We start from the raw sequence: 21,411 nt of genomic DNA, 5'->3' as shown, positions 1-21,411 counted from the left end.
CTCCTCCTCAGCCGAGACCTGGTCGGCGGCGGTAAGCATCGGCGGGCAAGCCGACACGAAATCCGCAACCGGCACTGGCGCAATATAACAAATCTCAGCGCCCGTGTCGCTCTCTTGCTTGACATCCCCTCTTGACATCTTGGACCAGCTTTCTCACATCGGCGGCACTATGAAAGCCTCAGACGCAGATATCCTCATCATCCCCGGCTACACCAATTCCGGCCCGAGCCATTGGCAGAGCCGCTGGGAGGCAAAACTCAGCACGGCGCGGCGCGTCGAGCAGGCCGAATGGACAAAGCCAGTCCGCGAGGATTGGATCGCACGCATCGCCGAGGAGGTGAACGCCTCGACCCGTCCGGTCGTTCTCGTCGCCCATTCGCTGGGCGTGCCCTCGGTGATCCACGCCATCCCGCATTTCCGCAACCGCGTGGCTGGCGCTTTCCTGGTCGCTCCGCCCGATGTCGCCAATCCCGACATCCGCCCGAAGCACCTGATGACTTTCGGCCCCTATCCGCGCGATCCGCTGCCCTTCCCGTCGATCACGGTGGCCAGCCGCAACGATCCTTTCGGCAGCTACGACCATGCCGACGATATTGCCAGCAGCTGGGGCTCCTTCCTCGTCGATGCCGGCGAGTCCGGTCATATCAATGCCGATTCCGGTCACGGCCCCTGGCCCGAAGGTACCATGGTCTTTGCCCAGTTCCTCGGCCGGCTCTCCCCCTGATCGAGGAAAAGGCGCAATCTCGCTTGTTGAGCAGGTGCTTTCTAAGTCTTTCTTAATGGAATGACCGCAGACTGCGCCGAGGTGAGATAAGCGAGAATGCCCGTGAAGAAAGCCCATACAGAGGCCGGTGATCTGCATGGCGATGCCGCAGCGGCCGCGACAGGCATCGGCAATGGGGCAACCGACGATTCCGACCTGGCCGAGCGCGAAAGCCGCTGGAATTATGCGCTCGTCGGCTCTGGCCTCGGCGTATGGGATCACAACTACCGGCTCGACCGGAAATATTACTCGCCGACGTGGAAAACCATCCGCGGCATGGCGCCCGACGAGGAAGCCGACGGCGATTACGAGGCCTGGCTGCAGCTCGTTCATCCCGACGATCGCGATTTCGTAGTCCATGCGATCGACCGGCAGAATGCCGGCGATCCAAATTACCAGATCTTCGAATATCGCGAGCGCCACAAGGACGGCCAGTGGGTCTGGATCGAGTGTCGCGGCGCCTGCGTCGAATGGGACGAGAACGGCGTGCCGACGCGCATCATCGGCACGGATACGGATATCACCGCCCGCAAGGAAGCCGAGGAAACACTGTCGCGTTTGTCGCGCCGGCTTGATCTGGCGCTGGAGGTTTCCCGCATCGGCGTCTTCGAGGCTGATATCGAGCGTGATATCGTCCAATGGGACGACCGCCTCATCGCCATTTACGGGCTCAAAGGCGCCTCACGCCTGATCGGCGGCGACGCCTGGGCGAAAAGCCTGCATCCCGACGATCGCGAGCGCGTGCTTGGCTTGTCCGACCGCAGCGTCGAAAGCGGAAGCGATTTCCAGCAGGAATACCGCATCATCCGCGGCGACGGCGCCGAACGCGTCATCCGCGCCCGCTCGGCCTTCTTCGTCGACGGCAACGGCCATCGCAAGCTGATTGGCGCCAACTGGGACGTCACCGAGGAAGTCGCGCTCCGCAACGAGCTGCAGCGCGCCAAGGATCTGGCCGAGGCGCGCAACCGCGAACTCGAAGCCGCCAAGGAGAGCATCGAGCACCTGGCGCTTCACGATTATCTCACCGGCCTGCCGAACCGCCGCTATCTCGACAAGATGCTGGGCGAGCGCTCGGCCGAATGCCGGGCAAAGGGCCTGGCACTGGCGATCCTGCATATCGATCTCGACCGCTTCAAGCAGATCAACGACACGCTGGGCCACCGGGCCGGTGACGCCATGCTGCAGCACGCCGCAAACGTGCTGAGACATTCCGTCCGCGCCGCCGATTTCGTCGCCCGCATTGGCGGCGATGAATTCGTCATCCTCTGCGCCGTCGATCCCGCGTCGAAGAAGATCGCCGGCCTTGCCGAACGTGTTATCCGCGAATTGCGCAAACCCGTCAGATATGAGGGGCACGATTGCCGTTTCGGCGCCAGCATCGGCATCGCCATCGATAGCGGATCGACACTCGACGCCAAGCAAATGCTGCTCGACGCCGATATCGCGCTTTATCGGGCCAAGGGCCTGGGCCGCAATCGCTTCGAATTCTTCTCGGCCTCTGCCCGCCGCGACATCATCTCCGCCAAACACCTCGCCGACGAGATCCTGATCGGCCTCGAGCGCAATGAATTCGTGCCTTTCTATCAGCTGCAGTTCGATGCCCGCACGCTCGATGTCGCAGGCATTGAAACGCTTGCCCGCTGGCAACACCCGGTGCACGGGCTGCTGACGCCCGACCGCTTCCTCGACATCGCCGAGGATCTCGACGTCGTCTCGACCATCGACGCCCTGATCCTGGAACGAGCGCTGGCCGACCGCCGCGTCTGGATCAAGGACGGACTGTCGATCCCGAAGATATCGGTCAACGTCTCCGCCAGGCGGCTCGCCGACCCCGATCTCGGCAAGAAGCTCCGGGCCCTGAAGATCGAGCCCGGCACCATCTCATTCGAGTTGCTGGAATCGATCTCGCTCGACGATTGCGACGAGGCGGTGGCCGCCAACCTGAAAAAGCTGCGCAAGCTCGGCATCGACATCCAGATCGACGATTTCGGTACCGGCCATGCCTCGATCGTCAGCCTGCTGCGATTGAGCCCGAAAACGCTGAAGATCGACCGTGAACTGATCCGCATGCTGCCGCAATCGTCCGAGCAGCGCAAACTCGTCGGCTCGATCATCGATATCGGCCGCTCGCTGAACATTCTCGTCATCGCCGAGGGCGTCGAGACGGCGGATCATATCCGCATTCTCGAAGAACTCGACTGTGACACGCTGCAGGGCTACGCGCTCGCCCGGCCGATGCCGGCCATGCAGATCCCCTCTTTCATCCGCGCCGGAAGCTGGCGCCACGGGCAAATCGCTGCTCGCGCCCTGCAGACGCAGCTCCGTCGCGCGCTGCGAAGCAGAGCCGCTAAATAAAAACCTGCAAAAGCGGCCCGCCATTTTGCCTTCATTCCACCGTAGAGGAAAAGACGCTAGACTCGTCTTGCGAATTCATTCGATTCTCTTGGCGGTATTCCGTAAAATTGGAAACCAGGGCCGGGAAAACCCGAAATCGGGACCAAGAGAATCCGAAACCCGGGAAGGAGCGACAGGCGGATTGTGAAACCCTCTCTTTTCCTTTAAGGGGACGCCACGAGATCGATCCACTCGCGCTATCCCAAGAGCGCCAACAACAGAGAATGACCACGATGAACCGTCGCCGCCGTATCTACGAGGGCAAGGCAAAGATTCTGTATGAAGGCCCGGAACCGGGCACTTTGATCCAGTTCTTCAAGGACGATGCCACTGCCTTCAACAAGAAAAAACACGAAGTCATCGATGGCAAGGGCGTCCTCAACAACCGCATTTCCGAGTATATCTTCAGCCATCTGAACAAGATCGGCATTCCCACTCATTTCATCCGCCGGCTCAACATGCGCGAGCAGTTGATCAAGGAAGTGGAGATGATCCCGCTGGAGATCGTCGTGCGCAATGTCGCGGCCGGTTCTCTCGCCAAGCGCCTCGGCATCGACGAAGGCGTCGTGCTGCCGCGCTCAATCATCGAGTTCTATTACAAGTCCGACGCGCTCGACGATCCGATGGTCTCCGAGGAGCACATCACCGCCTTCGGCTGGGCAAACCCCGCCGAACTCGACGACATCATGGCGCTTGCCATCCGCGTCAACGACTTCATGACCGGCCTCTTCCTCGGCGTCGGCATCCAGCTCGTCGATTTCAAGATCGAATGCGGCCGTCTCTTCGAAGGCGATATGATGCGCATCATCCTCGCCGACGAAATCTCGCCGGACAGCTGCCGGCTCTGGGATATCGAAACCCACGAGAAGATGGACAAGGACCGCTTCCGCCGTGACCTCGGTGGGTTGCTCGAAGCCTATTCCGAAGTGGCGCGCCGTCTCGGCATCATCAATGAAAACGAGCCTGTGCGCGGCACCGGCCCGGTTCTCGTCAAGTAAGGCAGGAAAGACAAAGTGATCAAGGCTCGTGTCACCGTCACGCTGAAAAACGGCGTTCTCGATCCGCAGGGCAAGGCTATCGAGGGTGCGCTTGGCGCCCTCGGCTTCTCGGGCGTCGGCCATGTAAGACAGGGTAAGGTCTTCGACCTCGAGCTGGAAGGCGCCGACAAGGGCAAGGCCGAGGCCGACCTCAAAGCCATGTGCGAAAAACTGCTCGCCAACACGGTGATCGAGAATTACGCAATCGCGATCGACTGATGATCACAGACCCGTCGTCTGGCGGACTTTGAGGATTTGGCGTCATGATGAAAGCAAAGCTGGAGACGGAAGTCTCGAAATATATGAGCTATGTTTTGCGTCATGCGCCGGAATCTGCGGGCTTGACGCTTGATGGCGAGGGTTGGGTGTCGCTCGACGAACTCGAAAAAGCGTTGTCGTCGAAATACGATGTTTCCCGCGCCGATATCATCGAGATTGTCGAAAACAATCCAAGGAAGCGCTTCACGCTCGCCGATAACAGAATTCGTGCAAATCAAGGTCATAGCGTCGAGGTCGATCTTGCATTGAACCAGGTCGCGCCGCCGGCTGCTCTTTTTCACGGCACGTCTCTGACGAACTGGCAGTCGATCGAGCGCGAAGGCTTGAAGAAGATGCAACGGCATCACGTTCATCTGTCTGCAGATGTCGAAACGGCGAAAATCGTCGCAATGCGCCGCAAGGGTGAACATCTCATCCTGCGCGTGGATGCGGCCCGCATGTTTTCCGAGGGGCATTCTTTCTTTGTCTCCGACAATGGAGTATGGCTCGCCGAAAGCGTTCCAGTTCAATATCTTTCGCGAAACGCAGGGACCCCATGAAATCAGCCGTCGTTCAACTTCCGGGCCTCAACCGCGACCGCGACATGATCGCCGCCTTGACCAAGATCTCCGGCCAGCCACCGGTGACGATCTGGCAGACGGAAACCGAGATCCCCGATGTCGACCTGATCGTCATCCCCGGCGGCTTTTCTTATGGCGATTACCTGCGCTGCGGCGCGATCGCCGCCCGCATGCCGGTCATGCAGGCGATCATCGACAAGGCTGCAAAGGGCGTGAAGGTGCTCGGCGTCTGCAACGGCTTCCAGATCCTCGTCGAGGCCGGCCTGCTGCCCGGCGCGCTGATGCGAAATTCCTCGCTGAAATTCGTCTGCCGCGAGATCAAGCTCGAAGTCGTCAATGCCGAGACGGATTTCACCCGCGCCTATGCGCAGGGCCAGGTCATCCGCTGCCCGGTCGCCCATCATGACGGCAATTATTTCGCCGACGATGCGACACTGGCTGCGATCGAAGGCAATGGCCAGGTGGTGTTCCGTTATGCCGAAGGCACCAACCCGAACGGCTCGATCAATGATATCGCCGCCGTCATGAACGAAAAGGGCAACGTCCTCGGCATGATGCCGCATCCCGAGAACCTGATCGAGGCCGCCCATGGCGGCTCGGACGGCCGCGGCCTCTTCGCCTCGGCGCTCGACGTCATCGCCGCCTGAACCTCGACACACGAAAATCCTTCTGTTCGGATCTGGAGCAATCGATGCGCCCTTGCCTCTCCGTCGCAAACGCCGCCCTGTTGACCGCTCTCGCAGCCGTGGTGGCAGCCTGCCAGACGCCGGCGCCGACAGGCCCGAACCGCGCCGCACTGCCGACAATGGAACGCGTGGCCCTCGGCGCCAATGCCTGCTGGTTCAAATCGGGCGATCCGGCCTTTGCAGCCTACAAGCTCGCGCCGGAGCTCAATTCTTTCACCGGACGTCCGCGCATCCTGCTCGTCCATAAGGGCAGCCCGGAAAGCCGGCCGCTGCTCGTCGTGCAGGCTGAGGGAAGCCCGTCGCGCCTGCAGGCCTTCGGTCCGATGATGCAGGAGCCGATCGCCGGTCGCATCACCGCCGACGTCAATCGCTGGTCCGGCGGCAACAAGGCCTGCAGCTGATCCCCAGACTGCAGCGCAGCGCGTCTTTTTCAGATGCGCAAGGACGCTGTAACACTTTGAGTTACTGCATAATTTTATCCTAGGAACTAGGCAGTAGCCCGAAAGCACGTTCAGTCCCAGAAAAACGACTTGCCGACTTCGCGCGCGGCATCGGACTGCGACACACCGATATCCTTAAGTTCGCTCGCCGTCAGGCCTCTCAGCACGCGCCGGCCTTCCCGCTTTTGATGCCAGAGAAGAATGGCGGCCCAGATTCGCTCCAAACGCGTCGTCGCCTCGGCGGGCGCGCCGGGGAGGATGATCTGCCTCCTATCCTCGTAAGAGACAATCGGTACAATCGGCATTTTGATCTCGGGTAACGCGGACATTCCAGGAATCCTCTCGGCTTGCCATTGGAATTGACTCATACGCTTGACGGGTACAATGTGCCAATATATACAATTGTCACCATGACAAATTGGCTTCCCGATATTTCCCGCGGTTCCGGGCCGGTCTATCTCCGGCTTGCCGACAGCATCGAATCCGCCATAGCAAGCGGCGCCCTGCCCGCGGGCAGCAAGCTGCCGCCGCAGCGCAATCTCGCCTATGATATCGGCGTGACGATCGGCACGATCGGCCGCGCCTATGCGCTGGTGCATGAGCGCGGCCTGGTCGCCGGCGAAGTGGGGCGCGGCACTTATGTGCTGAACCGCTCCGAAACGCCGCCCGGGGAACAGATCGATCCGCTGACCGTCTCCCTCGGCGGCACCCGCGTCCAGGATGCGCCTGCCAACAAGATCCGTTTCGACACGACAGCCGCGCCCGATCTCGGCCAGGGCAAGGTCATAGCGGGTATCCTCGCCGAGATCGGCGAGCAGCATCTTTCCGAAATCTCCTCCTATTCCCGGAGTTTCCCGCAGAACTGGTTCGAGGCCGGCCGGCTGTGGCTTGCCCGCAGCGGCTGGACGCCGGAGGTTGAAAACATCGTGCCGACGCTCGGCGCCCATGCGGCGGCGATCGCCGTTATCGCCGCCGTCTCGGCGCCTGGCGACAAGATCGTCTTCGAGGATCTCACCTACACCCAGGTCAGCCGCAGCGCCCGCCTTCTCGGCCGCCGCACGCTGACGGTCGATTCCGACAAGCTTGGCATGATCCCCGAGGATTTCGAGCGGCTCTGCCAGCAGCAGCATCCGAAGATCGCCTTCCTGATGCCGACCGTCCACAATCCGACGCTGGCGATCATGCCCTATGAACGGCGCGCGGCGATCGCCGCAATCGCCAGGAAACACAGTGTCTGGCTGATCGAGGACGACCTCTACGGCGGCATGGCCGACGACGATACGCCGCTGCTCGCCTCGATCGCGCCCGACCGCACCTTCCTCGTCAACGGCCTGTCGAAATCGGTCGCCGCCGGCGTGCGCGGCGGCTGGGTCGCCTGCCCGCCACATTTTGCCCAGCGCATCAGGGTGACGCACAAGATGATCACCGGCGGCCTCCCCTTCATCCTGGCGGAGACCTGTGCGCGCCTCGTCGAAAGCGGCACAGCGCACGAGATCCGCAAAGCGAGCGTCAATGAACTTTCCAGGCGCGTCCAGCTCGCCCGCGAGCAGTTGCAGGGTTTCGATTTCGAATCGCACCTCCACGCGCCCTTCCTCTGGCTGAAACTGCCGGAGCCCTGGATGTCGGGCACCTTCAAGAATGCCGCCTACCGCGACGGCGTGCTCGTCGACGATGAGGACGAGTTCAAGGCGGCCCGCGGCGAGAAAGCCTATCACCGCGTTCGCATCGGTTTGTCCTCGCCGAAGACGGGGCAGGAACTGACCTCGGGACTGATGATCCTGCGCCGGCTGCTGGAAAATGGCGGATCCACCTATGACGGCGAAATATGACGTGTTGCAAACACACGTCATAAATCGGAAAAAACGCCGCAGCCTATTCGGAGCGCTTTAGCGACTCAACCTCCGTGTTACCTCTTTGTTGTTCCCGTCTGATGCGAATCAAAGGACAGCAAATGAGGGTCGACTTCGGCAGGATCGGGTTGCGTTTTTTGAGTATGGCATCGTTGGCAGCGGCAGCCGCTATCCCGGTTGCGGGCTCGGCAAGTGCAGGCGAGCAGATATTTGATGAATTGCGCTTCGGCGCCTCGGCCTCGGTGCAGCCGGGCCATTCCAGGGAAGACGGCGTCTTTCCCGAAATTACCGCTCTCTTCGATCCTTTCGGTTACGACACGGCGGTCGGCTGGCAGCAACAATTACGGCATCCCCGCGTCCATCTGGGCACCTCGATTGGCACGTCGGGCGAAGCCACCCAGTTCTTCACCGGTTTCACCTGGACAGTCGATTTGAACGAGAAGCTCTTTGCCGAAGCCGGCTTCGGCGGCGTCATCCATACCGGCGATCTCGAAGGCGATGATGACGGTCCGGAACTCGGCTGTCGTGTTCTCTTCCACGAATATTTGGGCGCCGGCTACCGTTTCAACGCCCGCTGGAATGTCATGGCCCAGCTTGCCCATTCCTCGCACGCCAATCTTTGCGACGGGCCGAACGACGGCATGACGCGCGCCGGCCTGCAGATCGGCTACAAGTTCTGAGAGTCCGTTCGACAATTTCAGCGGGTTGGCCGACGGATGATTGAACTGCTCATTACGGCCGTCTGATCGACCATCGGCAGCCGGGAACCGTTTAGTCCCATGTGGGACGAACAGGCTTCAACTCGCCCTGACAAGCCGCCGCGACGCAGTCCGCCAGGCTGCCGAACCGAAGCGCCTTACCCGTCAATCCAGGACCGTAGTGAGCGAACTTCGCGGAATTGGTGATAATTGTATCGACCGATTTTGGGATGACAGGCTCCGCAAGTGTGCACCAGCACGCATCGGTTACGAATTCTACGCCGAAGTCCGACAATTTGCAGACGAGATTCGCAGCGGAAGCCCTTTCGAATGTCGCACGGTTGCAGGTAACCAGCACCTTGACGTCAGGATGTTTCGCCAGGCCTTCGCAAAGCGCGGCCAGCCGCTCGCATTCGTCGAAAGAGAAATGGGGATTGCCCAGCGCGACGAACTCGATGGCATCCACAGACCCGCCGTTGAGTTTCCTCCAGTCGGCAACGACGTCCTTGGGACAGATTTCGTAGCTCGCCTTGATCGTGCTTCCGACAATGCTCTCAAGGCTGTCCGCCTCCGGCGTGATACCGACGATATGGAACATGGGAGAGCCCGATGTCGTCGCAAAACCCGCCCCGAACGCCTTTAGGTCGTCCAGATTCGGCTTCCACGTCTCGAGGCCGATCACGACCGGAATTTCATCTCCGACAAGCTTGCCGATGTGGTAGCCGAGAATGGGGTAGACCATGTCATCCCGCGACACGAAGCCCGACACCTTGACCACGAGGCTGGCGCGCCTGTTGTCGGCGACATGCGGCCCGGTCAGCGGCGCGCGCCCGGTGAGAGCGATGCACAGATCCAGGTAGTCAGGATACTTGGCAGTGCGAGCACCCAAAACACTGTTCGCGAATACGACCGCATTCGACTCCGCCCAGGCCACCTGCTCACCCTGCCTGGGTGCGGACGACAGCTGATAGGGCGCGCAGGTGAACGTCTTTCGTGCTCCCATGGAGGCGTAGGCCTCACCCAATTCGGATGCGGGTCCGGCGACGCCGGGAGACACGCCCTGCTCCCGCCAACGCATCTGGTCCACCGATATCGAGTTCAGGGTCGTTGGAACGGCAACCCTACCCTCCCAGTCCCGCATGCGTTTCGCGAATTCCAGGCTGGTCGGCCCGGTGTAGATGCAGCCATCGATATGGACCTGGGAGATATCGATGAGTTCCGTCGCTCCCTGAATTTCAGCCATGCGCGTCGTGGCCCTCATTGCCACCTGTACGGCCTTGCCCATTTCCCCGTTCAAAGCGGACCGATCCCTCAATGTCAGCGCTATCGAATTTCCATAGGTGCGATCGGCGACATCGAAACCGGGGGCGGTTTCGATCCGGCTCGCGATGACCTTGTCGCCGATGAGGGTGACTTCAGGGATAGAATGCAGCTCGGCGAAGTCGTCTTCGGAGAGCTGGACAACGGGGATCGATCGGCCGAACACTTCGTCAGCGACGATCACTCCGAGCGACAGTATTTCCTCCTGGCGCGAGACCACGATGCCGGCGGGGGCGTGCCCGTTCATGATCAGCTCCATGAGCACGCTGCTGCCCGTACACGAGCCGCGTCCGCCGGGGATGGCGAGAATCTTTCCTGTCAGGACCTGTGTCGACAGGGGATGGTGGCGGTCGATGACTTCTCCTGTCCGGGAGTTGACGCCGCCCCAGAAGCTGAGCGCCGTGTCGCTGAATACGATCGACCCCGCAGCGAAGCCAGCCACAAGCGCGCGCCCGGCAAACACCTTTTCGTCTGCCTGTTGTTGTATGTCCGGCATTGTATTTCGATACCATCAACCAAGAAGAAAAGTTTCCTATAGGAAACATCAGCGGCACACAAAAGCTGAGGCCGGAGCCTTGCACCATTCTATGGATCGAGAATCAAAAGCAAGTTGTCAAACAGACTCTGAGAAGCGGCCGCCCGTACCGGGCCGAAGAAGTCGCCCGCCCTCTGTTGACGGCGGGCATTTTCCTGTCGCGCGCCGTCCCTACATAGGTTAAAGAGCGGAAAACGCGCAACGGCAGGGACTTCCGAGAGCTCATGACCATTCCAAACACTATCCCGATCACGCCGGAACTCATCGCGGGCCATGGCCTGAAGCCGGACGAGTACCAGCGCATTCTGGATCTGATCGGCCGCGAGCCGACGTTTACCGAGCTCGGCATCTTCTCGGCCATGTGGAACGAGCACTGCTCCTACAAATCCTCGAAGAAATGGTTGCGCACTCTGCCGACCAAGGGGCCGCGCGTCATCCAGGGCCCGGGCGAAAATGCCGGCGTCGTCGACATCGATGACGGCGATTGCGTCGTCTTCAAGATGGAGAGCCACAACCACCCCTCCTATATCGAGCCTTATCAGGGTGCTGCGACCGGCGTCGGCGGCATTCTGCGCGACGTCTTCACCATGGGTGCGCGCCCGATCGCCGCGATGAACGCGCTGCGCTTCGGCGAGCCGGATCATCCGAAGACCCGCCATCTCGTCTCCGGCGTCGTTTCCGGCGTCGGCGGCTACGGCAATTCCTTCGGCGTGCCGACGGTCGGCGGTGAGGTCGAGTTCGACGCCCGCTACAACGGCAACATCCTCGTCAACGCCTTTGCCGCCGGTATTGCGAAGTCGAACGCCATCTTCCTGTCCGAAGCCAAGGGCGTCGGCCTTCCGGTCGTCTATCTCGGCGCCAAGACCGGCCGCGACGGCGTCGGCGGCGCGACGATGGCATCGGCCGAATTCGACGAATCGATCGAAGAGAAGCGCCCGACCGTTCAGGTCGGCGACCCCTTCACCGAGAAGTGCCTGCTGGAAGCCTGCCTCGAGCTGATGCAGACCGGCGCCGTCATCGCCATCCAGGATATGGGTGCGGCCGGCCTCACCTGCTCGGCCGTCGAAATGGGCGCCAAGGGCGATCTCGGCATCCTGCTCGAACTCGACAAGGTGCCGGTGCGCGAGGAGAGAATGACGGCCTACGAAATGATGCTGTCGGAAAGCCAGGAGCGCATGCTCATGGTGCTGCAGCCGGAGAAGGAAGAGGAAGCCAAGGCGATCTTCGTCAAGTGGGGCCTCGACTTTGCCATCGTCGGCTGGACGACCGACGATTTGCGCTTCCGCGTCATGCACCAGGGTGAGGAAGTCGCCAACCTGCCGATCAAGGATCTCGGCGACCAGGCGCCGGAATATGATCGCCCCTGGCGCGAATCCGGCAAGCACGCCCCCCTGCCCGCCAATCTCGTCGCCGCTCCTCAGGATTACGGCCGGGCGCTGCTGCAACTCGTCGGCTCCGCCAACCAGTCGAGCCGCCGTTGGGTCTATGAGCAATACGACACGCTGATCCAGGGCAATTCGCTGCAGCTTCCGGGCGGCGATGCCGGCGTCGTACGTGTCGACGGCCATCCCTCCAAGGCGCTTGCCTTCTCTTCCGACGTCACTCCGCGTTATGTCGAGGCCGATCCCTTCGAAGGCGGCAAGCAGGCGGTCGCCGAATGCTGGCGCAACATCACCGCGACAGGCGCCGAGCCGCTCGCCGCCACCGACAACCTCAACTTCGGCAATCCCGAAAAGCCCGAGATCATGGGCCAGTTCGTTCAGGCGGTGAAGGGCATCGGCGAGGCCTGCCGCGCGCTCGACTTCCCGATCGTCTCCGGCAACGTCTCGCTCTACAACGAGACCAACGGCGTCGCCATTCTGCCGACGCCCACGATCGCGGGCGTCGGCCTATTGCCGGACTGGAGCAAGATGGCCCGCATCGGCAGCGCCAACCACGGCGATAAGGTCATCATGATCGGTGTCGACGGCAGCCATCTCGGCCAGTCCGTCTATCTCCGCGATGTGCTTTCCAGCCGCGAAGGTCCGGCGCCGGAGGTGGATCTGTTTGCCGAGCGCCGCAATGGCGATTTCGTTCGCTCCGTCATCCGCAACGGCCAGGCGACCGCCTGCCACGACATTTCTTCGGGTGGTCTAGCGGTGGCGCTCGCCGAAATGGCGATGGCCTCGGGCAAAGGCCTGACGATCGATCTGAGCGAAGGCAAGGGTGAACCGCATGCACTGCTCTTCGGCGAGGATCAGGCGCGCTACGTGCTGACGTTGCCTGCCGATGTCGCCGATTTCGTCTGCGTCAATGCAGAAGGTGGCGGCGTTCCCTTCCGCCGTCTCGGCACGGTCGGAGGAACGGCGCTCGTCGTCGGCGATCTCATCTCGCTGCCGATTCAGCAATTGCGCGATGCCCATGAATCGTGGTTCCCTGATTTCATGGAAGGCCGCGGCGAACTTGCTGCGGAATGATGCGCAAGGAGTAACGATCATGGCCATGAAACCCGGCGATATCGAAGACATGATCAAGGCTGGGATTCCCGGTGCCAAGGTGACGATCCGCGATCTGGCGGGCGACGGCGATCACTACGCCGCCGAAGTCGTCGCCGAAGCCTTCCGCGGCAAGAGCCGCGTGCAGCAGCACCAGATGGTCTACGAGGCGCTGAAGGGCAATATGGGCGGCGTCCTGCATGCTCTGGCCCTGCAGACCTCCGCGCCGGAATAGAGCCCCGACGCAATCCGGATGACGATGCCCGGCCCTCAGCCGGGCATTCTCTTTTCGTCGGGATCGGCAAAGACCGAGGCCGGCATCGGCCCGGATGTCAAAAGCGTGAAGTCGAAGGGCGCTTGCAGATCGGGTCCAAGCACATATTGCCGGTGGACGCGCAGCTGGTCTTTGCGGATCCTGCGATAGTGCTCGCGCGTCAGCATCTGCTTGACGCGGATCAGGATCATCTTCGCTTGAGGCGCATCCGCATGGCCGGAGACGGCAACGACCGGCACCTTGTAGAAATTGATCGAATCCGTCAGGCACTGCACGTCGAGCCAGGAAATCTCGGGACAGCGGGCGATCAGCCCGACGCGGGCGCGAAGCAGCGTTGCCGATGACATCAGCGCGCATTGCAGGATGGCGCTCCCGAGTGTGGCAAACACCACGCGCTTGCCCCTGAAAATCTCCGGTTCCCTTTCCAGCAATATGCCGATGACATGGGCGGCGACGCTCGATCCCATGCTATGCGAGGAGATCACATATTCGTCCGCCTCTTCGTCTAGCGCCTTGCGCACGGCAGTGGCCCGATCCTCGAGCCAGTCGCTGAAATCGGCCCGGTTCATCCGGCCGAGCGCCACCGCCATTTCCCAATCGGCAAAGAGATGCAGCGTATGGAAGCGTTCGGAAAATGGCAGGAAGGCGAAGATGAAGAAACAGAGCGCCAGCGGCCCACTCCAGAGCATGTGCCACGGCGAAAAGCCGAGACTATAGGGCATGACGGCGATCTGCGCCGTCAGCGCAATCGCCAGAGCCGTCAGGAGGAACGGGAAGAGGAAGAACAGGCCGAAGCGCCAGGCGTGGCGGAAATATCCCCGCATCCCGCCTTCCAAGATGATCTCGGCGCAGCTTCGGAAGCCCGCAATGATGTGGCTCAGTGTATTGCCGGCACGCAGCTTGCGCACCAGTATATGGTGATCGACCATATGGATGCGGCTCTTCGTCTGCCAGCCTGGGGAACCGGTCCCTGCCTCGGGCGCCGCTACCCGCTCAGCCGTCCTGACGTCGAAACTGACCGGATCGCTCCCCTCGTCCACTGGCCCCGTCTCAACCGAATAACCCCAGACGGCGGCACTCTGCCTCGCCGAACGCTCGTAGCGCGCCCTGTGGGCAACGCCGTCGAGCGGCTCGAAGCCGGGAAAGTGCAGGACGACCCGATTCTCGATCAATTTCATTTCGTTCTTCCGGCCGGGCAATGGCCGGCTTGTTGCTGCGATCCGGCTGCTGGTCACTTATATCGGCGAAAAAGCAGCTACGGTCTCGAAGCGGTCTTGCTAACCGAACTCTTCCGGAATTCAATAGTAGCCATCTCGTTTCCAACACGAACGGAGGGGTTTTGTGGCCGACCTAATGAAAGAATTGATATCGGGCGTCGTCGACACCGTGCTGAAGGAAATCCTGAAGAAAACCACCGGCCGCGCTACCACGAAGCGCAGGAGGCGGAAGACGGGCCCCGCCGCGCCGACGACGGCAACGCGCAAGACGATCTCGGCCAAGGCCAAGCCCGCCCGCAAACAGGTCAGCAAGCGCCGCACCGCCGCCGGCCGCAGCCGCCAGCGTCGCAGCTGAGGCGAGCGGCAAAAACTCCGACCGTAACGCGACGGCAACAATCCTCAGCGAGGCCCAGCCCGAATTGGTCTTTTTTTGGTTCGGGCGGCTGGAATTCCTGCCGTCGCATGCTATCTAAAGGCAACGATTGAAACGGTGGGCCTTTAACCCGCCTGTTGAAAGGATTAGGTCCCATGAGCGGCATTCGCGAATTCATCGACAACGAAATCAAGAGCAACGACGTCGTCCTCTTCATGAAGGGCACGCCGCAGTTTCCGCAGTGCGGTTTCTCCGGGCAGGTCGTGCAGATTCTCGATTACATCGGCGTCGACTACAAGGGCGTCAACGTGCTCGCCGATTCGGAAATCCGCCAGGGCATCAAGGAATATTCCAACTGGCCGACGATCCCGCAGCTCTATGTAAAGGGCGAGTTCGTCGGCGGTTGCGACATCGTCCGGGAAATGTTCCAGGCTGGTGAACTGCAGCAGCATCTCCAGGAAAATGGCATCGCGGTGCGCGCCGCCTCCTGACCGGTCACCGGACGTCCGCCCGGTTTCCAAATCTGTTTCTTGAGTTCGAGGCGCTGCGGCCAGCAGCGCCTTGACCTGTTTATGGGAATTTCATTGTGACAGATTCTTCACAAGCCGTGTCCGCGGGCCGCCTGCCCATGGGCAAGCGAGAATTCATCGCGCTCGCAGCCTTCCTGATGGCCATTAACTCGCTGGCGATCGATATCATGCTCCCGGCCTTGCAGCAGATCGGCGCGAGCCTCGGCGTCGAGAGCGAGAACCACCGGCAATTCGTCGTCTCCACCTATCTGCTCGGCTTCGGCTGCGCCCAGCTGTTCTACGGTCCGCTCTCCGACCGTTTCGGCCGCCGCACGCCGCTTCTCATCGGCCTCGTCATCTATATCCTGTCCGCTATTAGTATCGTCTTCGTTCCTTCCTTTGCTGGGTTACTCGCCCTGCGCTTCATTCAGGGTGTCGGCTCCGCCGCAACCCGCGTCATCACCGTCTCCATCGTTCGCGATATCTATGGCGGCCGGCAGATGGCTGAAGTCATGTCGCTAATCATGATGGTCTTCATGATCGTGCCGGTCATTGCGCCGGGCACTGGCCAGATCGTCATGTTCTTCGGCAACTGGCACCTGATCTTCCTCTTCATCGCCGCGATGGCGACTGCTATCGCCGTCTGGGCCTATCTCCGTCTTCCGGAAACCTTGCATCCGCAGAACGTCCGCCCCTTCACTGCCCGCTCAATCTTCGGCGCCTTCAAGCTGGTGCTGACCAATCGCGCGGCGCTCTGTTACACCATCGCCAGCACCTTCATCTTCGGCGCGCTCTTCGGTTTCATCAATTCCGCCCAGCAGGTCTATGTCGGTATTTACGATCTCGGCGTCTATTTCCCCTTCGCCTTCGCCGGCGTGGCGATCTTCATGTCTTTGTCGTCCTTCTTCAATTCGCGCTTCGTCGGCAAGCTCGGCATGCGCCGCCTGTCGCACGGTTCGCTCATCGGCTTCATCGCCATCAACACCATCTGGCTAATCGTCCAGATGGCCAGCACCGAGCCGATGCCCTTCACTCTGTTCATCTCCTTCTTCGGCCTTTCCATGTTCCAGTTCGGCTGGATCGGCTCGAACTTCAATTCGCTCGCCATGGAGCCGCTCGGCCACGTCGCCGGCACCGCCTCCTCCGTCCTCGGCTTCATGAGCACGGTCGGCGGCGCCATCATCGGCGCCGGCATCGGCCAGGCCTTCGACGGCACAGCACTGCCGATGGTCGCCGGTTATTTCACCGTGTCGATCATCGGGCTCGTCTTCGTGGTGATCGCCGAAAGGGGCCGCCTCTTCCAATCGCAGAACCCAGCCGTCTGAACGGTGGGCCTCATTCGCATCCGGGATTTCACCACATGACGCCGCCGCATAAACCGCACCAGGAAAACCAGGGCTCCCGCCGCATCGGCATGGGTTTTGGCGAATTTGTCGTTACCATCGCCATCATGACCGCCAGCGTTGCTATGGCGATCGACAGCATGCTGCCGGCATTGCCCAATATCGGCCATTCGCTCGGCGTCACCAATACCAACGACGCGCAGTTGATCATCGGCGTGTTCTTCTTAGGATTCGGCGTCTCGCAGATATTCTTCGGCAGCCTTTCGGATACGTTCGGCCGCCGCAACATCCTGCTCGGTGGCCTAGCCTGCTATATTGTCGGAATGTTTGCTGCGGCCGCAACCGGCAGCTTCGAAATGCTGCTCGTCATGCGTTTCATTCAGGGTGTGGGCGGCGCTGCGGTGCGCATCACCACCATGGCCATGGTACGCGACTGCTTCGGTGGCCGCGAAATGGCCCGTGTCATGTCCTATGTGATGATCGTCTTCATGATCGTGCCGATCGTTGCCCCTTCCGTCGGCCAGCTCATCATCCTCTATGCCAACTGGCACTGGATCTTCATCCTGCTCGGGATCATCGCTACCATCCTCTTCGTCTGGGCTTTCCTGCGGCTGAAGGAATCGCTGCCACCGGAAGAGCGGCTGCCGCTGTCGGTCGGCTCCGTCGTGGATGGCTTCAAGACCGTGCTCACAAACCGCATCACCTGTGGCTACATGATCGGGCTCACCATGTTCACCGGCGTCATCAGCGCCTATGTGATCTCGGTGCAGCAGGTCTTCGGCGAGGTCTATGGCCTTGGCGAATGGTTGCCGATCGCCTTTGCGGCCACCGCCGGCGGCATTGCCGTCGCCAATTTCGCCAACGGCTTCTTCGTACGCAAATTCGGCATGCGCCGCATCTCGCACGCTGCCTTGCTGATCTTCACGGCGCTATCGGCTGCCGGCTTTTTCTATTCGCTGGCCGGCAAGCCGGATTTCGCCGTCGCCTACGGCATCTTCACCATCGTGCTGATGATGTTTGCGCTGATCGCCACCAATTTTACTGCGATCAGCCTCGAACCGATGGGCAATCTCGCCGGCACGGCGACCGCCATCACCGGCTTCGTCTCCACCACCTTCGGTGCCATCCTCGGCGGCTTGGTCGGCCAGATGTTCAACGGCACGGTACAGCCGCTCTTCGGCGGCTTCGCGCTTTTCGGCGCGGTGACGATCGCAGCCACCCTCTGGGCGGAAAACGGCAAGCTGTTCACTCATCCGGGAGACAGTCCGCAACTCGATCCGGGCGCTGCCCATTTCTGAAATGGCAAGCGCCGCAGAAGGCTGATTTTTGCGACGCTGTGAAAATCAGACGGAAAACTGTCGTCTCAATCGGGAGATTGGGCAATGCATCTCTGTGCGATCGCCCGTTGACCAAAGTTGGCGGCACATATATGAGTGAGACAGGTCTGTATCATTTCTGTTTTAAGGTTTCCTATGTCGCTTCGCGCCGACGCCGCCGAGAAACGCCAACATATCGTTGAAACCGCCTATCGCCTCTTCAAACGAGACGGCTTCCACGCCACCGGCATAGACAAGATCATTGCCGAGGCTGCCGTCGCAAAGATGACTATGTATCGGCATTTCCCAAGTAAGGACGGCCTCATTGTCGAGGTTCTGGACTGGCGGGCGGAAAGATTCAAACGCCAACTCGACCGGCTGGCCGAAGCGGCATTGTCGCCGCAAGAGAGCATCCTCGCAATTTTCGAATGGCATGAACGCTGGTTCGACAGTCCGGATTTCCACGGATGCTTGTTTCAGCACGCGCTTGCCGAATTCGGGGAGCCGAAACATGCTGTGTTCGAGGCCGTCATGCGGCAGAAGCGCGATCTTCAGGAGCGGCTGCACCGCATCCTGGCGAAATCCATACCGGACGATCGTGCGAAGCAAGCCGCCATGAGCCTGTTCATGCTGATCGAAGGGGCGACCCTCCTCGCGCAGATGGCACAAGGAAAGGAAGCGATCAACAACGCTCGAAGGATCGCGACCGGGATTCTCTCGGCGGAAATACGACAATGAGCGCTATCGTTATCGGCTTGGCGCTCTTTGCAGCGATCTTGCACGCGACCTGGAACGCATTCCTGCGTAGCGGCGGTGATCGGCTCCGGACCGTTACCGTCATGAGCTTTGCCAGTACGACCGTGGCCCTGCCGTTCCTGTTCGTCTATCCCCTGCCGACATCTGACGCGTGGCCCTATATTCTACTCTCGGCCGCCCTTCAGGTGGGTTACAGCGTCTTCCTCGTCGCCGCCTACCGAGATGGAGAACTGGGACAGGTCTACCCGATCGTTCGCGGGACTGTCCCGCTTCTGGTGACAATTGGCGGCTTCATCATCGCGGGCGATCGTCCGGACCTTTCCCAGATTGCTGGCGTCGTGCTTGTCGCTCTGGGAATCATGAGCCTGTCGCTTGGCAAACGCAGAGCCTCCACCGCGTCCAATCTGCTTGCTCTCGCGACCGGGACGATCATCGCCGCCTATGCTACCGTCGATTCCATCGGTGTGCGGCAGACCAGTGCGAGCGGCACATATACAGCCTGGGTATTGGTGCTCTACGGCACGTTTCTTCCAGCCATGTTCATCGCCATGCGCAGGCGGCTCATCGTCGATTTTCGAGCGCCGGATACATGGAAGGCGCTTGGCGGCGGACTGGTCGCTATGATCGCCTACGGGGTTGTCGTCGCGGCCTTCTCGCTCGGGCCTGCCGGACCGATCACGGCGCTGCGGGAAACGAGCGTTGTTTTCGCCGTCCTGATCGGCTGGCTGTTTCTGAAGGAAACCCTGACGTTTCGGCGTATTCTCGCCTGCTTGATCGTCGCAGCGGGCGCAATTCTGCTCGGACATTAAATTATGCGACGGTACGGCTAGCCCGATCGCTTGGCTTTCCGTGCATTCAGACCGTGAAAACCTCGTGCCGTAACACGTCCCACGAGGCCTTGTCGGGCGCAATCAGCAGCCCGCCGTCGAGATGATGCGGCAGGTAGGCCGAGCCGTCGAAGCGCGCCGCATAGGCGCCTGCCTCCTGCGCGATCAGCGTGCCGGCGAGGTGATCCCAGGGCATCAGCTTGTTGTACATGAGGTAGTGCACATACCCGCCGGCAAAAGTGCGGTATTCGTGGGCAGCGCAGCGGTAATTGGTAAGAAAGCGCACCTTGGCGAGATTGCCGAGCACTTCGGCGCGCTTCTCCTGCGGCAGGTAGCCGGTGGAAGCCATGCCGACCATATGCTCCAGCTCCACGGGCGCTGCGACCGAGAGCCGCTCGGCGCTGCCTTCCGGCCGTCGCAGCCAGGCGCCGCCGCCCTTTTCCGCCATCACCCAGTCGTCGCCCATCGGATCGTAGATGATACCGGCGACCGTCTCGCCGCCGGACACAACGGAGGCCATGACGCCGAAGGCCGGGATGCCGGCGGCAAAATTGAAGGTGCCGTCGACTGGATCGACGACGATCGCGAGATCGGCATGTTCGAGCCTGTGGAGCAAATCGGGATCGGCCGCGACCGATTCTTCGCCAAGGAACAGCGCGCCCGGCCAGAGCCTCTCAGCTTCCGCCTTGATCATCCGCTCGGCCTGCTCGTCGGCCTCGGTGACGAGATCGGTCGCCTCGCTCTTGGCGCGCACATCGCTCTGACCAAGCCGGCGGAAGCGCGGCAGGATCTCTGCTTTCGCCGCGCGGCGCAGCAGATCGGCAAGAACGGTCACGTCGACAGTCGAAGTCATGTCAAATCCTCACGCTTAGGTCTCTCAGGAGAACCTTGAATCAGATGCCGACGATCTCGCGCCGGATGAGCTGCCAACTCTCCGGGTCGGGCGCAGAGATGATGCCACCCGTCGTCTCCCCGGGGCGATAGGGCGTTCCGTCGAATTTCGCCGTATGGCCGCCGGCCTCCTGATGCGCCAGCACGCCGGCGAGGTGATCCCAGGGCATCAGCTTCGCATGGCCGATGAAATGCATCTTGCCGGAGGCGACCATCCAGTATTCGTAGGCCGAGCAGTTGAAGGCAAAGGTCATCCGGATCTTCGCCATGTTGGCGCAGATACGCGCGCGATCCGGTTCGTCCATGTGGCTCCATGACAGGCCACCGACCATCTGGTTCAGGCTAGCAGGCTCAGCGACCTTCAGCTTTGTCGACTGCCCATCCCGACGCGTCAGAAAGGCGCCTGCCCCCTTTGTCGCCATCACGGTGTCACCGAGAACGGGATCATGAATGATGCCGGCGACCGTCTCGCCCTTGATCGTCACCGCCAACATCGTCCCGAAGACGGGAAGCCCGGCGGCGAAATTGAACGTCCCGTCGACAGGGTCAATGACGAAGGCGAGCTCGGCATCGGCAAGTGCCGGCACGACGGAGCGGTCGGCATCATAAGCCTCCTCGCCGACGACGAGTGCTTTGGGAAAGCGCTCGCTCAGCGCCGCGGTGATCCGGTGTTCGGCAAGCACGTCCGCCTGCGTCACCAGATCGATTGCCGAAGTCTTCTCCGAAACATCGGCAGCGCCGAGATTACGGAAACGCGGCATGATCTCGGCGCGCGCCGCCTCTCGGACGCAATCGCCGAGAAAGAGAATATCCTGGTCTGAAATAGTCATGCGAAATCCTGCCTTGATGCAATAGCCAGCCCGCCCACA

The 21,411-nt window shown here is 61.2% G+C and carries 22 protein-coding genes; 17 read left to right on the top strand and 5 right to left on the bottom strand.

Annotation, left to right across the window (positions count from 1 at the left end; genetic code table 11):
* Positions 1-169: 169 nt before the first annotated feature.
* The 7 genes from G9X64_RS27260 to G9X64_RS27230 all read left to right on the top strand — a co-directional run bounded on the left by G9X64_RS27260 (position 170) and on the right by G9X64_RS27230 (position 6,120).
* On the top strand, positions 170-724 hold the full coding sequence (locus tag G9X64_RS27260; protein ID WP_168311247.1) for an RBBP9/YdeN family alpha/beta hydrolase: 555 nt from the start codon (positions 170-172) through the stop codon (positions 722-724).
* A 96-nt stretch (positions 725-820) separates the two neighbouring features.
* The gene (locus tag G9X64_RS27255; protein ID WP_171377742.1) at positions 821-3,118 is read left to right on the top strand and encodes a bifunctional diguanylate cyclase/phosphodiesterase; all 2,298 of its coding nucleotides are present in this window, start codon (positions 821-823) and stop codon (positions 3,116-3,118) included.
* A 272-nt stretch (positions 3,119-3,390) separates the two neighbouring features.
* Positions 3,391-4,155: a phosphoribosylaminoimidazolesuccinocarboxamide synthase gene (purC, locus tag G9X64_RS27250; RefSeq protein ID WP_018242191.1), complete on the top strand. Its 765-nt coding sequence runs from the start codon at positions 3,391-3,393 to the stop codon at positions 4,153-4,155.
* Positions 4,156-4,170: 15 nt separating this feature from the next.
* Positions 4,171-4,413 (top strand): phosphoribosylformylglycinamidine synthase subunit PurS, encoded by a 243-nt coding sequence (gene purS / locus G9X64_RS27245; protein WP_012757626.1) that lies wholly within the window; start codon positions 4,171-4,173, stop codon positions 4,411-4,413.
* Positions 4,414-4,457: 44 nt separating this feature from the next.
* Entirely contained in the window at positions 4,458-5,012 is a 555-nt protein-coding gene (locus tag G9X64_RS27240) for an RNA 2'-phosphotransferase (protein WP_171377741.1), read from the top strand.
* Complete coding sequence (gene purQ, locus G9X64_RS27235; RefSeq protein ID WP_064648224.1) at positions 5,009-5,680, top strand: phosphoribosylformylglycinamidine synthase subunit PurQ; 672 nt, start codon at positions 5,009-5,011, stop codon at positions 5,678-5,680. Before G9X64_RS27240 ends, purQ begins: the two co-directional genes overlap by 4 nt.
* A 44-nt stretch (positions 5,681-5,724) precedes the next feature.
* On the top strand, positions 5,725-6,120 hold the full coding sequence (locus tag G9X64_RS27230) for a hypothetical protein (protein WP_171377740.1): 396 nt from the start codon (positions 5,725-5,727) through the stop codon (positions 6,118-6,120).
* Positions 6,121-6,230: 110 nt separating this feature from the next.
* On the opposite strand, the gene G9X64_RS27225 is transcribed toward G9X64_RS27230, so the two are convergent.
* Complete coding sequence (locus G9X64_RS27225; protein WP_171377739.1) at positions 6,231-6,488, bottom strand: DUF1127 domain-containing protein; 258 nt, start codon at positions 6,486-6,488, stop codon at positions 6,231-6,233.
* A gap of 81 nt (positions 6,489-6,569) precedes the next feature.
* Between G9X64_RS27225 and G9X64_RS27220 the strand changes: the two genes are divergently transcribed.
* Positions 6,570-7,988, top strand: a complete 1,419-nt coding sequence (locus G9X64_RS27220; protein WP_171377738.1) for an aminotransferase-like domain-containing protein — start codon at positions 6,570-6,572, stop codon at positions 7,986-7,988.
* A 122-nt stretch (positions 7,989-8,110) separates the two neighbouring features.
* Positions 8,111-8,689, top strand: a complete 579-nt coding sequence (locus G9X64_RS27215; protein WP_171377737.1) for an acyloxyacyl hydrolase — start codon at positions 8,111-8,113, stop codon at positions 8,687-8,689.
* Between the two features lie 91 nt (positions 8,690-8,780).
* On the opposite strand, the gene lhpI is transcribed toward G9X64_RS27215, so the two are convergent.
* Entirely contained in the window at positions 8,781-10,523 is a 1,743-nt protein-coding gene (gene lhpI, locus G9X64_RS27210) for a cis-3-hydroxy-L-proline dehydratase (protein ID WP_171377736.1), read from the bottom strand.
* Between the two features lie 263 nt (positions 10,524-10,786).
* On the opposite strand from lhpI, the gene purL reads away from it, so the two are divergent.
* The gene (purL, locus tag G9X64_RS27205; protein WP_168311238.1) at positions 10,787-13,018 is read left to right on the top strand and encodes a phosphoribosylformylglycinamidine synthase subunit PurL; all 2,232 of its coding nucleotides are present in this window, start codon (positions 10,787-10,789) and stop codon (positions 13,016-13,018) included.
* 19 nt (positions 13,019-13,037) lie between these two features.
* Entirely contained in the window at positions 13,038-13,271 is a 234-nt protein-coding gene (locus G9X64_RS27200) for a BolA/IbaG family iron-sulfur metabolism protein (RefSeq protein ID WP_003540079.1), read from the top strand.
* 35 nt (positions 13,272-13,306) lie between these two features.
* On the opposite strand, the gene G9X64_RS27195 is transcribed toward G9X64_RS27200, so the two are convergent.
* Positions 13,307-14,488 (bottom strand): hypothetical protein, encoded by a 1,182-nt coding sequence (locus G9X64_RS27195; protein WP_171377735.1) that lies wholly within the window; start codon positions 14,486-14,488, stop codon positions 13,307-13,309.
* 163 nt (positions 14,489-14,651) lie between these two features.
* Between G9X64_RS27195 and G9X64_RS27190 the strand changes: the two genes are divergently transcribed.
* The 6 genes from G9X64_RS27190 to G9X64_RS27165 all read left to right on the top strand — a co-directional run bounded on the left by G9X64_RS27190 (position 14,652) and on the right by G9X64_RS27165 (position 19,633).
* Positions 14,652-14,882 (top strand): hypothetical protein, encoded by a 231-nt coding sequence (locus tag G9X64_RS27190; RefSeq protein WP_168311236.1) that lies wholly within the window; start codon positions 14,652-14,654, stop codon positions 14,880-14,882.
* A 173-nt stretch (positions 14,883-15,055) separates the two neighbouring features.
* Complete coding sequence (grxD, locus tag G9X64_RS27185) at positions 15,056-15,391, top strand: Grx4 family monothiol glutaredoxin (RefSeq protein ID WP_168311235.1); 336 nt, start codon at positions 15,056-15,058, stop codon at positions 15,389-15,391.
* A gap of 137 nt (positions 15,392-15,528) precedes the next feature.
* Positions 15,529-16,734 (top strand): multidrug effflux MFS transporter, encoded by a 1,206-nt coding sequence (locus G9X64_RS27180; RefSeq protein WP_171377807.1) that lies wholly within the window; start codon positions 15,529-15,531, stop codon positions 16,732-16,734.
* A gap of 35 nt (positions 16,735-16,769) precedes the next feature.
* Positions 16,770-18,050: a multidrug effflux MFS transporter gene (locus tag G9X64_RS27175; protein WP_168311234.1), complete on the top strand. Its 1,281-nt coding sequence runs from the start codon at positions 16,770-16,772 to the stop codon at positions 18,048-18,050.
* A 174-nt stretch (positions 18,051-18,224) separates the two neighbouring features.
* Positions 18,225-18,806 carry a TetR/AcrR family transcriptional regulator gene (locus G9X64_RS27170; RefSeq protein WP_168311233.1) on the top strand — a complete coding sequence of 194 codons (582 nt, stop codon included), beginning with the start codon at positions 18,225-18,227 and terminating at the stop codon, positions 18,804-18,806.
* Positions 18,803-19,633, top strand: a complete 831-nt coding sequence (locus tag G9X64_RS27165; protein WP_171377734.1) for an EamA family transporter — start codon at positions 18,803-18,805, stop codon at positions 19,631-19,633. Before G9X64_RS27170 ends, G9X64_RS27165 begins: the two co-directional genes overlap by 4 nt.
* 46 nt (positions 19,634-19,679) lie before the next feature.
* On the opposite strand, the gene G9X64_RS27160 is transcribed toward G9X64_RS27165, so the two are convergent.
* Positions 19,680-20,504 (bottom strand): inositol monophosphatase family protein, encoded by an 825-nt coding sequence (locus tag G9X64_RS27160; RefSeq protein WP_171377733.1) that lies wholly within the window; start codon positions 20,502-20,504, stop codon positions 19,680-19,682.
* Positions 20,505-20,544: 40 nt separating this feature from the next.
* Positions 20,545-21,372, bottom strand: a complete 828-nt coding sequence (locus G9X64_RS27155; protein WP_171377732.1) for an inositol monophosphatase family protein — start codon at positions 21,370-21,372, stop codon at positions 20,545-20,547.
* Positions 21,373-21,411 lie beyond the last annotated feature (39 nt).

Source organism: Rhizobium sophorae (assembly GCF_013087515.1).
GTDB lineage: Bacteria > Pseudomonadota > Alphaproteobacteria > Rhizobiales > Rhizobiaceae > Rhizobium > Rhizobium sophorae.
The sequence above is the reverse complement of the archived record's forward strand: the minus strand, read 5'-3'. Positions and strand labels throughout refer to the sequence as shown.